The organism is Salinifilum ghardaiensis (assembly GCF_054491345.1).
The window spans coordinates 1,131,526-1,146,656 of record NZ_CM137101.1 but is presented as its reverse complement, the minus strand read 5'-3'; the positions used below and the strand labels follow the sequence as shown (position 1 = coordinate 1,146,656).

Sequence of the window (15,131 nt, the reverse complement as noted above, 5' to 3'; positions counted from 1 at the left end):
CGCCGACCTGGGTCAGCTCTCCTGCGGCGGTCCGGACTGGCGCGAGGCCGTGCGGCGGCGCCGCCGCACCGGCTGCACCTCGGGCTCCGGTTCCGCGGCCGGGACGGTGCTCCCGGTGTCGGCCGGTTCGGCCGGCTTGGCCACGACCACGGGTTGCCCGCTGGTGCTGGCGCTGGTGCTGCCGCTCGGCCGGGTGGCCTTCCGGCGTCCCCGCCCGCCGGTCGGAACACCGCTCTCGTCCGCCGACCCGTTCTCGCTCGCCGGCCCGTTCGCGCCTGCCGACGTGGTGGCGGCCTCCGCGGAGGCCTCCTGCGCGCCCGCCGCTGTTCCGGCTGCGGTGCTCGGCACGGCCGGGGCCGCGGAGGTCTCCGCGGCAGCAGCGGAGGTGCGCTCGCCCCGTCCCGCCGGGGCCGCGGAACCGTCCGCCGCGGTTCCGGCGCCCGAGACCGGTGCCGCGGCCGCCTCCGCGGAGGCCGGAGCCGACCGCCCGGCGGGAGCGGGTTCCGCGGCGGACTCGGCCGGGGCTTCCTTCGCCACTTCCCGCGCCTGCGCACCGCGCTTGTCGCGGCGGTTGCGCCGGCGACCCGCGGAGCGGGTGGACTGCTCGGACGCCTCCTGCGCGGCCTCCGCGGGCTTGTCCTCGGTCTTGGCCTCACCGCGCTGCGGCTCGGCCTTGCCCGGCTGCTCCTTGCCGCCGCGGGAGTCAGCTCCCTTGTCGCCCTTGTCGGAGGACCCCTTCTCGGATCCCTTGTCGCCCTTGTCGGTTCCCTTGGGCTCGGCGTGCCGGCCGTCGTCCTGGCCCTTGCCGCGGCGGCGTCCCCGCCCGCCGTTCTCGTTGCCGTGGTGCTGGTGGTTCGCCGAATCCGCGGACACGAGCAGGCCGCGGCCCCGGCAGTGCTCGCAGGTCGAGCTGTAGGCCTCGAGCAGGCCGGTGCCGACGCGCTTGCGGGTCATCTGCACCAGGCCCAGCGACGTGACCTCGGCGACCTGGTGGCGCGTGCGGTCGCGGCCCAGGCACTCGGTCAGGCGACGCAGCACGAGATCGCGGTTGGCCTCCAGCACCATGTCGATGAAGTCGATGACGATGATGCCGCCGACGTCGCGCAGCCGCAGCTGCCGCACGATCTCCTCGGCCGCCTCGAGGTTGTTGCGCGTGACCGTCTCCTCCAGGTTGCCCCCGGACCCGGTGAACTTCCCGGTGTTGACGTCGATGACCGTCATCGCCTCGGTGCGGTCGATGACCAGGTAGCCCCCGGACGGCAGCCACACCTTGCGGTCCAGCGCCTTGGAGATCTGCTCGTTGATGCGCCGCTCTGTGAACACGTCGTTCTTGCCGACGTGCTTGGACAACCGCGAGACCAGGTCCGGCGCCACGTGCTGCACGTAGGCCTCGATCGTCTCCCAGGCCTGGTCGCCCTGCACCGTCAGCGCCGAGAAGTCCTCGGTGAACAGGTCGCGGATGACCTTGATCAGCAGGTCCGGCTCCTCGTAGAGCAGCTGCGGCGCGTGCGTGTTCTTGGCCTCGGACTTCTCCTTGATGACCTCCCACTGCGCCTGCAGCCGCCGCACGTCGCGGTCCAGCGCGTCCTCGCTGGTGCCCTCCGAGGCGGTGCGGATGATCACTCCCGAGTCCTCGGGCACGATCCGCTTGAGGATGTCCTTGAGCCGCTTGCGCTCGTTGTCCGGCAGCTTGCGGCTGATGCCGGTGGCGCTGCCGCCGGGCACGTAGACGAGGAACCGCCCGGGCAGGCTGATCTGCGTGGTCAGCCGCGCGCCCTTGTGCCCCATCGGGTCCTTGGTGACCTGCACCAGGACGTTGTCACCGGTCTGCAGTGCCTGCTCGATGCGGCGCGCCTTGCCCGCCAGGCCGGCGGCGTCCCAGTCCACCTCGCCCGCGTAGAGCACCGCGTTGCGCCCGCGGCCGATGTCGACGAACGCCGCTTCCATGCTGGGCAGGACGTTCTGCACGCGGCCGAGGTAGACGTTGCCGACCAGCGAGCCGCTGCCGGAGGAGGTCACGAAGTTCTCGACGAGGACGTCGTCCTCGAGCACGGCGATCTGGGTCTGCTCGCCCTGCTGGCGCACCACCATCTGGCGGTCCACGGACTCGCGGCGGGCGAGGAACTCGGACTCGGACAGCACGGGTGCGCGGCGGCGTCCCGCATCGCGCCCGTCGCGGCGGCGCTGCCGCTTGGCCTCCAGCCGCGTCGACCCCTTGACCGAGCGGACTTCGTCCTCACTGCTGTCCTGCCGGCCCTCCGGGGCGGATTCGCGCACGTGGACCACCGTGTTCGGCGGGTCGTCCTCGCGCGTGGAACCGCTGCCGCCGGAGCCGCTGTCCTCCTCGCCGGAGCCCTTGCGGCGGCGCCGGCGCCGCCTGCGCCGGTTCCCGGCACCGGACTCGCCGTCCTGCTCGGACTCGGCCTGCTCCTCGGCTGCGGCGCCCTGCTCCGAGGAGGACTCCTCGGTGGTGTCACCGCCGGTGCTCCCGCCCTCGGCGGTCTGCTCCTGCTGAGCCTGGTCGCTCTCCCCGCCGCGTCCGCGACCGCGGCCGCGGCGGCCGCGGCGGCGCCGCCTGCGGGCACCGCTCTGGTCCGAGTCGTCACCGGTCTGGTCGGTGGCCTCGTCCTCGGCCTCGCCCTCTTCCTCGGCGGTCTGCGCCCCCGCACCGCTCACCGCGGTAGCGGCGGAGCCGTCCTCGGCCGTCCGCTGCTCGGACGGCGACTCCGCCTCGGTCGAGTCCTTCTCAGCCGTGCGGTTCTGCTGCGGTTCCGGCGCCAGGAACGTGGCGTCCGGCGCGGCGAAGAGCGGGGTCAGCGGCGCCGCTTCCCTGCCGCCCGAGCCGGCGGCCTCCCCGGCGGTCTCCGAAGTGGTCTTCCCGGCGGTCTCAGCGGTGGTCTTCCCGGGGGTGGCTGCGGCACCCTCCGCGGTGCTTCCGCCCTCCGCAGCGGTCCCCTCGGCGGCCTCGGCCGCGGGCTGCTCCGCGGACTTCGGTGCGGCGGCCGGCGCGGCCCCGTTCGTGGACGCGGCGCCGTGCGCAGCGGTGGACACCTCGGCGGAGCCCGCAGCGCCGTCCGCTCCGCCCGTGTCGGCTGGCATCCGCTCCGGGAACAGCGCGCCGATCACGCGCAGCGCGACCTCCCGGGTGATGTTCGACTGCGCGCTGCGCACCGACTCGTCGAGCTCCTGCAGGGTCCGGATGACTTCCCTGCTGCTCGTGCCGAGCTTCTTCGCCAGCGCGTGCACCCGCATCTTGGCCGGCAGTTCGAACGTGTCCTGCCCGGCCTCCTCGCTGACCGCACCGGCTGCGGCGCTCGCGGCGCCCCCCTGCGAATCCTGTTCCCCTCGTGCGGGTGTGGGCGATGACCCGCTGGGTGTCCCAGCGGGTGTGTCCGTGTTCAACATCCAGCTCCTCCGCCCCCGGGCGCGTCCGGAACGACGCGGGCCGCACAGGGGCATGCGTTCTTGTTCGTTTTCCGCCGTCCGAGGACGGCGGCAATCCTTCTCGGTCTGTTCCGCCCCGGCGAGAAGCCGCGCGGCGGAGTCGACGACGACCGCCCGGCGCTCCTCAGCCGCAGCGCCCCGGGTGCAGTTCCTGCTCGCACCCGGGCACGGCTCCCCGTTACCCGTCCGGGCCAACGAGTCCCCGCAAGCCTCCCGTCGGCGAGCCGGCCGGCGCAGCGGCGAGCGGATCTCCTCCGCCCCCGGTCCCGACTGGCGACGACGCGCAGGGCTGTGGCCTCGTCGTCGAACCGTTCGGCGGTGTGCTCTACCGGACGGCCACCACGAGTATCCCATACCGTCTCGGTTCGGTCCGCCGATCGTCCAACCGGACGGGACGGATCGGTTCCGCTCACGGAGCGCGGCAGGCCCCCACCGTCCACGGACCGGACCGACGCGCACGCCGCGGCGCCGCCGATGCGCACGCACCTGCGACGCCGCGCGAACTCGCTCTCGCGTATCGACTCAGGACGACCTCCCGCTCACGTTCGTCGGCGGCGGTCGCACCGCGCGACCGCTTCGCCGACGATGCTTGCTCGCCGAACCGCGCGCTGACAACACCCGCGCGACCGGAGCGCGGAAGCTGCGGCCGTCCGAGCGATCCCGCGAGCCGCACCCGGCGGTCCGGAACCCGTGGTGGCCCGGACCGGCCGGACGGTTCACACCTCCGGGCGGCTCACACCTCGCGGGTCAACCAGATCCCGTCGCGCTCGTCCTCCGGGGAGGCCCTGAACGCACCGGGCCAGCGCCCGCGCTCGACCCAGCCGTGACCGGTGAAGAAGCGCTCCAACTCGTGACCCGAGCGGACGAACACCTGCAGCCTCGCCAGGCCGCTGGCCTGCGCCTGCACGAGGACCGCGTCGAGCAGCTGCCGGCCCCAGCCCTTGCCCTGGAGCAACGGGTCCACCATCAGCCAGGTCAGCTGCCCGGTGTGCGCGTCCACCGGCAGCCGCCCCGGCACGAGCGCGGCCGCGCCGACGAGCACGTGCGACTGGCCGATCGTGATCAGGCTCGCGCGGCGCTGCTGCGCCTCCTCGACCACCGATTCGGCGACCGCGCGGAGCTCGTCGACCTCGCTGGTCGAGCTGAACCCGACGGCGCCGCCGGCGACCGTGACGCGTCCCCACAGGTCGGTCAGCGCGTCCGCGAGACCGGGGTGCGGGGTGTCCACGCGGTGCGGTCCGGTGACGAACCCCTCCGGATCGATAGCGGTTTCAGTCAACTCGCGTCAGAGCTCCGGGAACCACAGCTTGATCTCGCGCTCGGCCGACTCCGGCGAGTCCGAGCCGTGCACCAGGTTGTACTGCACCTCGAGGCCGTAGTCGCCGCGGATGCTGCCGGCGTCGGCCTTCTCCACCGGGTCGGTGCCGCCGGCGATCTGGCGGAACGCGCCGACCGCCTTCGGGCCCTCCACGACGGCCGCCACGACCGGGGCCGAGGTGATGAACTCGACCAGCGACTCGTAGAACGGCTTGCCGTCGTGCTCGGCGTAGTGCTGCCGGGCGAGCTGCTCGTCCACCTGCCGCTGCTCCAGCGCGACCAGCTTCAGCCCCTTGCGCTCGATGCGTCCGATCACCTCACCGATCAGACCGCGCTGAACCCCGTCCGGCTTGACGAGAACCAGTGTGCGCTCGCTCACGAAAGTACTCCTTCGTCGTCCCTCGGGGCCGCTACCCTGGCGGCCCGGTGCAGCGCGCCCGCGCAGCGCGAAGCGCGCGCACCCCGTCCGGCCGCCAGGGTAGCGGCCCGATGGCGCTGGTCACCGGCGAGGGCCGCGCACCGGCGCGTCCGGCGGGGAGATCACCTCCTCCCGCCGGAGCCGCGGTGCGCTCCGGGACCGGCCCCACCCCGGTAACGCCGGCACCGCTCCCCGAGCTGGGGTACTTCCTCGAGGACGTCCCCACCGCCGACCGGCGCGGAACCGGGCGGTGCGGGTGATCGCCACCGCGCACCTCCGGCCCCTGGTGCCGTCGCGATCCACCCACTAGTGTTCAGCACCGCCTCGAACGACGGCGTCGACGGGAGTTGGGATGCGTGCGGCAGTACACACCGCGGTGCACGAACCGATGCGGATCGAGCAGCTGCAGTTCCCGGAACCGCGCACCGGGGAAGTCGCCATCGACGTGCGCTCCTGCGGCGCCTGCCACTCCGACCTGCACGTGCTCAAGGGGGAACTGCCGTTCCCCGCGCCCGGCGTGCTCGGCCACGAGGTCGCCGGCACGGTCTCCGCGCTCGGCCCGGGCGTGAACGGCCTGTCCGTCGGCGACCCGGTGGTCACGAGCTTCATCATGCCCTGCGGCGACTGCGGCCAGTGCTCCCGCGGCAACGAGGAGATCTGCGAGCGCTTCTTCAGCTGCAACCGGGCCCGGGGCCTGCTCTACGACGACGACACCCGCCTGTTCCGCCCGGACGGCGAGCCGGTGGCCATGTACTCGATGGGCGGGCTCGCGGAACGCTGCGTCACCCCCGCCACCTCGGTCTACCGGGTGCCGGACGGGGTGGAGCTGGGTGACGTCGCCTCGGTGGGCTGTTCCACCATGACCGCCTACGGCGCGCTGCGGCACGCCGCCGACGTGCGGGTCGGGGACGCGATCGCCGTCGTCGGCGCGGGCGGTGTGGGGTCGGCGCTGATCCAGCTGGCCTCCGTGTTCGGCGCCTCCGCGATCGTCGCCGTGGACATCGCCGACGACAAGCTCGACGCCGCGCGGCAGCTCGGCGCGACCCACGCGGTCAACGCCACCACCACCGACGCGCCCGCCGCGATCCGGGAGATCACCGGCGGCCGCGGGGTCGACGTGGCCTTCGAGGCGCTCGGTTCGGTGGCCACGTTCGGCACCGCCCGCGACGCGGTCGTCGAAGGCGGGCACGTCGTGGTCGTCGGCATCGCCCCGCGCGGCACCACCGGCGAGTTCGACCTGGCCACCATCGCGCGCCGCAAGCTGCGCATCAGCGGTTCCTACGGGGCCAAGCCCCGGCGCGACATGCCCGTGCTGCTCGACCTGGTCGCGCGGGGGCTGCTGCGCCCGCAGGACGCCATCACCCGGCGCTACGAGTTCGACCAGGTGCAGCAGGCCTACGACGCGCTCGACAAGCGGGAGATCCTCGGCCGCGCGATCATCGACATCCGGTGAGTCCCCGGCACCGCGGGCGGCACGGACGGCACCGGCACCACCGGCCCACCCGCGAGCGGGAAGCCGCGGGACGCCCCGCGGACCGGGAGCCCGCGCCGCTCGTGGCGCTGAGCGCCTCCGCCTTCACTCGGCCTGCTCGGGGTAGCCGGGCGGGTGCCCGAGCTGGTCGTACAGCCGGCCTTCGCGCATCCGGCGGGCGACGTCGCGGCGCAGGTGCAGCATGTAGCCCCACGCCGCGGCGAACAGCACGCCCATGATCCCGATGGCCGGGTGCACGAACGCGCACAGCACGGCGCAGGCCTGCAGCACCAGCGCCAGGCCGAGCCCCCACGGACGCCTCTGCACGAACCCGGCCAGCAGCATGAGCACGGCCAGCGCGGCGACGAGGCCGAAGCCGACGCTGGACACCCCGCCGCCGAACTGCCACACCACGGGCAGGGCCAGACCGAACACGATGAACTCCAGCACGAGCGTGCCGGCCATCACCCCGCGCAACCCCTTCCACGGGTCGCGCACGCCCTCCGGCGGGACCGGAAGGCCGCGTTCGGTGCCGCCCGCCTCGCTCACGCCGGCTCCTTGCCGAACAGGGCCCGTCCCTCACCGGCGGTGACGACCGAACCGGTGATGAGCACACCACCGCCGGAGACGCTCTCGCTCGGGTCGCTGACCTCCTCGGCGAGCTGGATCGCGTGCTCCACGGCGTTGTCCAGCCGCGGTTCGACCACGATCCGGTCCTGGCCGAAGACGTCCTTGGCCATCGCGGCGAGCTCGTCGGGGTCCAGCGCGCGCGGCGAGGAGTTGCGGGTGATCACCAGCTGCTCGGCGACCGGTTCGAGCTCGTTGAGGATGCCGTAGGCGTCCTTCTCCCCGAGCACGCCGACCACCGCGACGAGCGTGCGGAAGGAGAACTCCGCGCTCACCGCCTGCGCCAGCGCCCGCGTGCCGTGCGGGTTGTGCGCCGCGTCGACCAGCACCGCGGGGGCCGCGCGCACGCGTTCCAACCGCCCCGGGGTGAGCACGCTGGCGAAGCCCTCGCGCACCGCGTCGGCCTCCAGCTGCCGCTCGGCGCCGGCGCCGAAGAAGGCCTCCACCGTGGCCAGGGCCACCGCCGCGTTGCGCGCCTGGTGCTCGCCGTGCACCGGCAGGAACACCTCGTCGTACGCACCGCCGAGGCCCTGCAGCCGCACCATCTGCCCGCCGACGGCGACGGTGCGCTCCAGCACCCCGAACTCGTGCCCCTCGCGGGCGACGGTCGAGTCGACCGAGGCGGCGCGCTCCAGGATCACCCGTTCGGCCTCGGCCTGCTGCCCGGCGAGGATCGTGACGGAGCCGGGCTTGATGATGCCGGCCTTCTCCGCCGCGATCGCGGCGATGTCATCGCCGAGGTACTCCGCGTGGTCCTTGGCGACGGGGCAGATCACGTTGATGAGGCCGTCGGCGACGTTGGTGGCGTCCCAGCTGCCGCCGAGCCCCACCTCGAGCACCGCGGCTTCCACCGGGGCGTCGGCGAAGGCGGCGAAGGCCATGCCGGTGAGCACCTCGAACTTGCTCATCGGCACGGGGCTGCGGTTGTCCACCAACGTCACGTACGGCGCCACGTCGCGGTAGGCCTCGACGTAGCCCTCGGGGCTGATCGGCGCGCCGTCGACCGAGATCCGCTCCGTGGCCAGCTGCAGGTGCGGGCTGGTGTAGCGACCGGTGCGCAGGCCCAACCGGGTCAGCAGCGCGTCGACCATGCGGGAGGTCGACGACTTGCCGTTGGTCCCCGCGATGTGCACCACCGGGTAGGTGCGCTGCGGCTCGGCGAGCAGATCGGTCAGCGCCCGGATGCGCTCCAGGGACGGTTCGATCTTGGTCTCCGGCCAGCGCTCGTTGAGCTCGTCCTCGACCAGCCGCAGCTCGCGGAAGGACTGGGACTCGGTGCCGGGCACGTACTCACCTCTCTGCGAGCAACAACGGATCCGTACGCAGTCTACGTGGGCCGAACGGAGGAACCGGAGACGGCCGCTGCGGCGCGCGCTGATCGGTGCGGACCTCCTCGAGGGGGTCCGCACCGCCGCGCCCGGCGGGCAGGAGCGGTTCAGCCCTCCGGCAGCGCGGCCAGTCGGGCGTTGATCCGCTCGATCTCCGCTTCGGCCGCGGTGCGGCGCGTGCGGATCTTGTCCACCACGTCGGCCGGGGCCTTCTCCACGAACGAGGGGTTGTTCAGCTTCTTGTCGGTGCCGTCGAGCTCCTTGCGCGCGGCGTCGAGGTCCTTGTTCAGGCGCTTGCGCTCGGCGGCCACGTCGACGGCACCGGACAGGTCCAGCTCGACGGTGACGCCGCCACCCGGCAGGCCGACCTCCACCGAGGCCGAGGACGTGAACTGCTCACCCGGTTCAGTGACGCGCACCAGCGCGCGCACCCCGTCCGCGTGCTCGGCCAGACCGGCCCCGCCGATCCCGCCGAGCCGCGCGGCGACCTTCTGCCCCGGCTTGAGGCCCTGGTCCGAGCGGAACCGGCGGATCTCGGTGACGAGCTTCTGCACGGCGGCGATGCGCTCGGCCGCACCTTCGTCGGCGGCCGCGCCGGAGGCGGCCGGCCAGTCGGCGACGACCACCGAATCCCGCCCGGTCAGCGCCGTCCACAGCGCCTCGGTGAGGAACGGCATCGTCGGGTGCAGCAGCCGCAGCAGCACGTCGAGCACCTGGCCGAGCACCTCGCGGGTGCGCTCGGCGCACGCCTCGTCCGCGTCGAGCTGCACCTTGGACAGCTCCACGTACCAGTCGCAGAACTCGTCCCAGGTGAAGTGGTACAGCGCCTCGGTGGCCTTGGCGAACTGGTAGTCGTCCAGCAGGACGTCCACGTCGGACACGAGCTGGTCGAGCCGGTCGAGGATCCACCGGTCGGCATCGGTCAGCTCGGCCCGGTCCGCCGGGGCCTCCGGCACCCGCGCGCCCTTCATCAGGGCGAACTTGGTGGCGTTGAACAGCTTCGTGCCGAAGTTCCGCGCGCCCGAGACCCACTCCTCGCTGATGGGGGCGTCCGCCCCCGGGTTCGCCCCGCGGGCGAGGGTGAACCGCAGCGCGTCGGCGCCGTAGGTGTCCATCCACTCGAGCGGGTCGACCGTGTTGCCCGCGGACTTGGACATCTTCTTGCCGAAGCCGTCGCGGACCATGCCGTGCAGCGCGATGACCTTGAACGGCTCCACCCCGTCCATGGCGTAGAGCCCGAACATCATCATCCGGGCCACCCAGAAGAACAGGATGTCGTAGCCGGTGACGAGCACGCTGGTGGGGTAGAACGTGCGCAGGTCGGCGGTGTCCTCCGGCCAGCCCATCGTGGAGAACGGCCACAGGGCCGAGGAGAACCACGTGTCCAGCACGTCCTCGTCCTGGCGCCAGCCCGGTTCGGACGGGGGCCGCTCGTCCGGGCCGGGGCAGACCATCTCCCCGTTCGGCCCGTGCCACACCGGGATGCGGTGGCCCCACCACAGCTGGCGCGAGATGCACCAGTCGTGCATGTTGTCGACCCAGTCGAAGTAGCGCTTGGCCATCTCCGGCGGGTGCACCGCGACCCGGCCGTCGCGCACCGCGTCGCCGGCGGCCCTGGCCAGCGGGCCGACGCTGACGAACCACTGCTGCGACAGCCGCGGTTCGATCGGCTCCTTGGTGCGGGAGCTGTGCCCGACGCTGTGCACGTAGGGGCGCTTCTCGGCGACGATGCGCCCCTCGGCGCGCAGCGCCTCGCGCACCTGCGCGCGGGCCTCGAAGCGGTCCATGCCGTCGAACCGGGTGCCGGTGCCGTCGATCCGGCCGCTCTCGTCCATGATCGTCGGCATCGGCAGGTCGTGCCGCTGGCCGATCTCGAAGTCGTTCGGGTCGTGCGCCGGGGTGATCTTGACCGCGCCGGTGCCGAACTCGGGGTTGACGTGGTCGTCGGCCACCACCGGGATCTTCCTGCCGGTCAGCGGATGCTCGAGCTCGGTGCCGACCAGCGCCCGGTAGCGCTCGTCCTCCGGGTGCACCGCGACGGCGGTGTCCCCGAGCATCGTCTCCACGCGCGTGGTCGCCACGACCACGGACGCGTCGCCCTCGCCGTAGCGCATGGACACGAGCTCGCCCTCGACGTCCTCGTAGTCCACCTCGATGTCGGACAGCGAGGTCTTCAGCTCCGGCGACCAGTTGACCAGGCGCTCGGCGCGGTAGATGAGGCCGTCGTCGTAGAGCTTCTTGAAGATCGTCCGGACCGCGCGCGAGAGGCCGTCGTCCATGGTGAACCGCTCGCGGGTCCAGTCGACGCTGTCACCCAGGCGGCTCATCTGCGACAGGATGGCGCCGCCGTGCTCGCGCTTCCACTCCCAGGCGCGGTCGACGAAGGCCTCGCGGCCGAGCTCGCGGGCGTCCGTGCCCTCCTCGCGCAGCTGGCGCTCCACCAGCGTCTGCACGGCGATGCTCGCGTGGTCCATGCCCGGCAGCCACAGGGCTTCGTAGCCCTGCATCCGGCGGCGCCGCGTGAGCAGGTCCATCAGCGTGTGCTCGTAGGCGTGGCCGATGTGCAGGCTGCCGGTGACGTTCGGCGGCGGGATGACGATCGAGAACGGCGGACGCCCGCTGTGCGGGTCCGCCGTGAAGTAGCCGGCATCTACCCAGCGCTGGTACAGCTCGGCCTCGGCGTCGGCGGGGTTCCAGCTCGACGGGAGTTCACGGGGCTGCTGCGCGCTGTGGGTCTGAGTCACGCCCGGAATTCTACGAGCCCCGGTGAGCACGCCCGTCGGGGAGTGCTTCCTTCCGCGCGCGTGTCGGGGAGCACGCCCGCCGGGCAGGCGCGCCGCCAGGGAGCGCCGCCTTGAAAACTCCGCGGTTCGGCTGGCGCAGCGGGTCCGGCGTCCCGCGCGGGAGGCACCGGAACGCGGGTGCGCAGGCGAGCCCGCCCCGCGCTCCGCTCAGCCCTCCGCCGGCGAGCTCGGCTCCTCGGCGAAGCCGGGCGCGCCGCAGCACTTCTTGTACTTGCGCTGCGAACCGCACCAGCAGGCCGCGTTGCGCTCGGGCGGCCAGGCGAGCCCGCGCCCGGCCTCGTCCCACACCAGCATGTAGCGCTCCAGCAGCAACAGCACGTCACCCGTGCCCGCGCCGCTGCCGAACGCGCCGAACTCCTCGGTGCTCAGCGGCACCACCCGCGGCGTCTCCCCGCGGCGCTCGCCCGCAGCTCCCGCTCCACGGCGCGGCGGTGCTCGGTGTGCGTGCGGGGCGCGTCTTCGTCCTGCCCGTGCGGCGTCACCGGGCGCAGCGTCTCCGGCCAGCGGCGCAGGGCCTCGTCGAACTCGCCCTCGGGCCAGTACGGCACCAGCGGCGGCGTGTCCTGCTGCGGCCGCGGCGCGAGCGATTCGGCGACGTCGCCGCGGGACGCCTCGACGAGCTCGTCCAGTTCGTCGGCGGGCTGCTCGAGAGCACGGCGCTGCCGCCGACGCCCGTCCAGCAGGGTGAACAGCTCCACGTCCTCGCGGAGGTCGGCGAACCCGGGGTCGAACGGCTGCGGACAGCACCGCGCCACGCCCGCGTTGGACCAGGTCAACGCCTCCTGCAGAAAGCCGAGCTCCTCGTGGATCTCGGCCGCCCGCTGGTAGTCCTGCGGATCGGTGGTGCGCTCGTGCCAGAGCTGGCGCAGCATGCCCCACCCGCGGTCCGGGTCCAGCTCCGCCTCGATGAGGAACTCCGCGTACGGCACCCGCGGATCCGGCATGTGCGGATCGTCCTGCTCGGCCAGCAGGCGCTCGTAGCACTGCTCCGCCCGATCGAGGTCACCGGCGCGCTGCCAGGCGTGGGCGGCCTCGCCGAGGATCTCCGCGTGATCCTCCGGGTAGGCGTCGATCTCCGACTCGAGCTCGCGCGCCGTCTGGCGCCACTCCTCCGGGGTCTGCCTCGCCCGAGCGCTCATCTGCGGCATGCCGCTGCTGCGGTCGCGATCCGCGGCGCCCTCGGCCACGTCTGCATCCGCCATTCCTCCAGCCTAGTGGGGGAGCCACCGGGCGGACCGCGCCGGTCCGGCGCGCCACCGCGCACCCGTCCTCGCGGTCGTGCACGGGTGTCCCGGCGCGGCCGCGGTGCGCGCCCGGGTGCCGCGCGACAGGCGTCCCCAGGGCTTACGTCGCGGGGAGCACATGCGGCATGATTCTCGCTATGGCGCGCGAAGCTCCCCGTGAGGATGTGGACGAATCGGCCCTCGACGTTTCCGAGCCCGGCACGGCCGCCGCCGGTCTCACCGGCGTGTGGGTGTCGCTGCGGCGCGGCTGGGAGCAGATGGGGCTGTCGCGCACGGTCCGCACGCTGCCGCTGCTGAACCAGCGCTCCGGCTACGACTGCCCGGGCTGCGCGTGGCCGGACCCGCGCAAGGCCGACGGCGAGGACCGCTCGCTCGCCGAGTTCTGCGAGAACGGCGCGAAGGCGGTGGCCGAGGAGGCCACGACCCGCCGCGTCGACCGGGAGTTCTTCGCCGCCCACCCCGTCTCCGAGCTCGCGGGCAAGACCGACTACTGGCTCGGCCAGCAGGGCCGGCTCACCGAGCCGGTGGTGCTGCGCGAGGGCGACACGCACTACCGCCCGATCAGCTGGGACGAGGCCTTCGACCTCATCGCCGAGCGGCTGCGCGCGCTGGGCTCGCCGGACGAGGCCGCCTTCTACACCTCCGGCCGCACCAGCAACGAGGCCGCGTTCGCCTACCAGCTGCTGGCCCGCTCGTTCGGCACGAACAACCTGCCGGACTGCTCGAACATGTGCCACGAGTCCTCGGGCGCGGCGCTGACGGAGACGATCGGCATCGGCAAGGGGTCGGTCTCCCTGTCCGATGTGGAGAACGCCGACCTCGTGCTCGTCGTGGGGCAGAACCCGGGCACGAACCACCCCCGCATGCTCTCCTCGCTGGAGAAGGTCAAGAACAACGGCGGGCGCATCGTCGCGGTCAACCCGCTGCCGGAGACCGGACTGATGCGGTTCAAGAACCCGCAGACCCCGCGGGGGCTGTTCGGCAAGGGCACCGCGCTGGCCGACGAGTTCGCGCAGATCCGCATCGGCGGCGACCTGATGCTGTTCAAGGCGCTGAACGCGCTGCTGCTGCAGCGCGGCGCGGTCGACCGCGCCTTCGTCGACGAGCACACCGCCGGTTTCGTCGAGTTCGCCGCCGACGTCGAGCAGGTCGACTGGGACCGCGTGGTCGAGGCGACCGGCCTGGACCGGGCGCAGATCGAGCGCATCGCCGACATGCTCGCCGCTTCCGAGCGGACCGTCACCTGCTGGGCGATGGGGCTGACGCAGCACAAGCACGGCGTGGCCACGATCCGCGAGGTCGTCAACACCATGCTGCTGCGCGGCATGATCGGCAAGCCGGGCGCCGGCCTGTGCCCGGTCCGCGGGCACTCCAACGTGCAGGGGGACCGGACCATGGGCATCTGGGAGAAGATGCCCGAGGGGTTCCTGTCCGCTCTGGACGACGAGTTCGGCATCACCTCGCCGCGCGAGCACGGCCGGGACACCGTGGACACCATCCGCGCGATGCAGTCCGGCGACGTGCGGGTCTTCGTCGGCATGGGCGGCAACTTCGTCTCGGCCACACCGGACACCGAGGCGACCGCGCAGGGGCTGCGCGGCTGCGAGCTCACCGTCCAGGTCTCGACGAAGCTCAACCGCTCGCACGCCGTGCCGGGGCGGACGGCGCTGATCCTGCCCACGCTGGGCCGCACGGAACGCGACGTGCAGGAGACCGGCCAGCAGTTCGTCACCGTCGAGGACTCGATGTCGGTGGTGCACGCCTCGCGCGGCCGCCTGGAGCCGGCCGGGGAGCAGCTGCTGTCCGAGGTGGCGATCATCTCCCGCCTGGCGGGTCGGTTGCTGGGCGCGGACCACCCCGTGGCGTGGTCCGAGTTCGAGCGCGACTACGACGTCCTCCGCGAGCACATCAGCCGCGTAGTGCCCGGCTGCGCCGACTACAACCGGCAGGTGCGCCAGGAGGACGGGTTCGTGCTGCCGCACCCGCCGCGGGACGAGCGCGCGTTCCCCACGGCCACCGGCAAGGCGAACTTCACGGTCAACGCGGCCGACCCGATCCGCATCCCGCACGGGCGGCTGCTGCTGCAGACGCTGCGCAGCCACGACCAGTTCAACACCACGATCTACGGCCTGTCCGACCGCTACCGCGGCATCGAGGACGCCCGCCGGGTGGTGCTCGTCAACGCCGAGGACCTGCAGGGGCTCGACGTGGCCGACGGCGACGTGGTGGACCTCGTCTCCGAGTGGGAGGCCGCCGACGGCACGCTCGAGGAGCGCCGCGCCAAGCGGTTCCGCGTGGTCAGCTACCCCACGGCGCGCGGCTGCGCGGCCGCCTACTACCCGGAGACCAACCCGCTGGTCGCGCTCGACTCCGTCGCGGACGGGTCGAACACCCCCGTGTCGAAGGCGATCATCGTCCGCCTCGAAACGGCGTGATCCCGCTCCGGCGGGCACGACCCGGCCGGTCTCCGGGATGCTG

The 15,131-nt window shown here is 73.1% G+C and carries 10 protein-coding genes; 2 read left to right on the top strand and 8 right to left on the bottom strand.

The window, feature by feature from the left end:
• Window positions 1-12: 12 nt before the first annotated feature.
• The 3 genes from ACVGV0_RS05120 to ndk all read right to left on the bottom strand — a co-directional run bounded on the left by ACVGV0_RS05120 (window position 13) and on the right by ndk (window position 5,140).
• Entirely contained in the window at window positions 13-3,405 is a 3,393-nt protein-coding gene (locus ACVGV0_RS05120; protein ID WP_459158698.1) for a translation initiation factor IF-2 N-terminal domain-containing protein, read from the bottom strand.
• A 772-nt stretch (window positions 3,406-4,177) separates the two neighbouring features.
• Window positions 4,178-4,723, bottom strand: coding sequence for a GNAT family N-acetyltransferase (locus tag ACVGV0_RS05115; protein ID WP_459158697.1), 546 nt, complete (start codon window positions 4,721-4,723; stop codon window positions 4,178-4,180).
• A 6-nt stretch (window positions 4,724-4,729) separates the two neighbouring features.
• A complete protein-coding gene (gene ndk, locus ACVGV0_RS05110; protein WP_459158696.1) occupies window positions 4,730-5,140 on the bottom strand; it encodes a nucleoside-diphosphate kinase in 411 nt (136 codons plus the stop codon).
• A 391-nt stretch (window positions 5,141-5,531) separates the two neighbouring features.
• On the opposite strand from ndk, the gene ACVGV0_RS05105 reads away from it, so the two are divergent.
• A complete protein-coding gene (locus tag ACVGV0_RS05105; protein ID WP_459158695.1) occupies window positions 5,532-6,632 on the top strand; it encodes a zinc-binding dehydrogenase in 1,101 nt (366 codons plus the stop codon).
• A gap of 123 nt (window positions 6,633-6,755) precedes the next feature.
• Here ACVGV0_RS05105 and ACVGV0_RS05100 read toward each other — a convergent pair whose 3' ends face one another.
• The 5 genes from ACVGV0_RS05100 to ACVGV0_RS05080 all read right to left on the bottom strand — a co-directional run bounded on the left by ACVGV0_RS05100 (window position 6,756) and on the right by ACVGV0_RS05080 (window position 12,611).
• Window positions 6,756-7,199, bottom strand: a complete 444-nt coding sequence (locus ACVGV0_RS05100) for a DUF4233 domain-containing protein (RefSeq protein ID WP_459158694.1) — start codon at window positions 7,197-7,199, stop codon at window positions 6,756-6,758.
• Window positions 7,196-8,563, bottom strand: a complete 1,368-nt coding sequence (gene folC, locus ACVGV0_RS05095) for a bifunctional tetrahydrofolate synthase/dihydrofolate synthase (RefSeq protein ID WP_459158693.1) — start codon at window positions 8,561-8,563, stop codon at window positions 7,196-7,198. The genes ACVGV0_RS05100 and folC overlap by 4 nt, the downstream gene beginning before the upstream one ends.
• 149 nt (window positions 8,564-8,712) lie before the next feature.
• A complete protein-coding gene (locus tag ACVGV0_RS05090; protein ID WP_459158692.1) occupies window positions 8,713-11,349 on the bottom strand; it encodes a valine--tRNA ligase in 2,637 nt (878 codons plus the stop codon).
• Window positions 11,350-11,556: 207 nt separating this feature from the next.
• Window positions 11,557-11,787: an SEC-C metal-binding domain-containing protein gene (locus ACVGV0_RS05085; RefSeq protein WP_459158691.1), complete on the bottom strand. Its 231-nt coding sequence runs from the start codon at window positions 11,785-11,787 to the stop codon at window positions 11,557-11,559.
• A complete protein-coding gene (locus ACVGV0_RS05080) occupies window positions 11,775-12,611 on the bottom strand; it encodes a tetratricopeptide repeat protein (RefSeq protein ID WP_459158690.1) in 837 nt (278 codons plus the stop codon). The genes ACVGV0_RS05085 and ACVGV0_RS05080 overlap by 13 nt, the downstream gene beginning before the upstream one ends.
• 179 nt (window positions 12,612-12,790) lie before the next feature.
• Here ACVGV0_RS05080 and ACVGV0_RS05075 point away from each other — a divergent pair, with 179 nt between their 5' ends.
• Entirely contained in the window at window positions 12,791-15,088 is a 2,298-nt protein-coding gene (locus ACVGV0_RS05075; protein ID WP_459158689.1) for an FdhF/YdeP family oxidoreductase, read from the top strand.
• Window positions 15,089-15,131 lie beyond the last annotated feature (43 nt).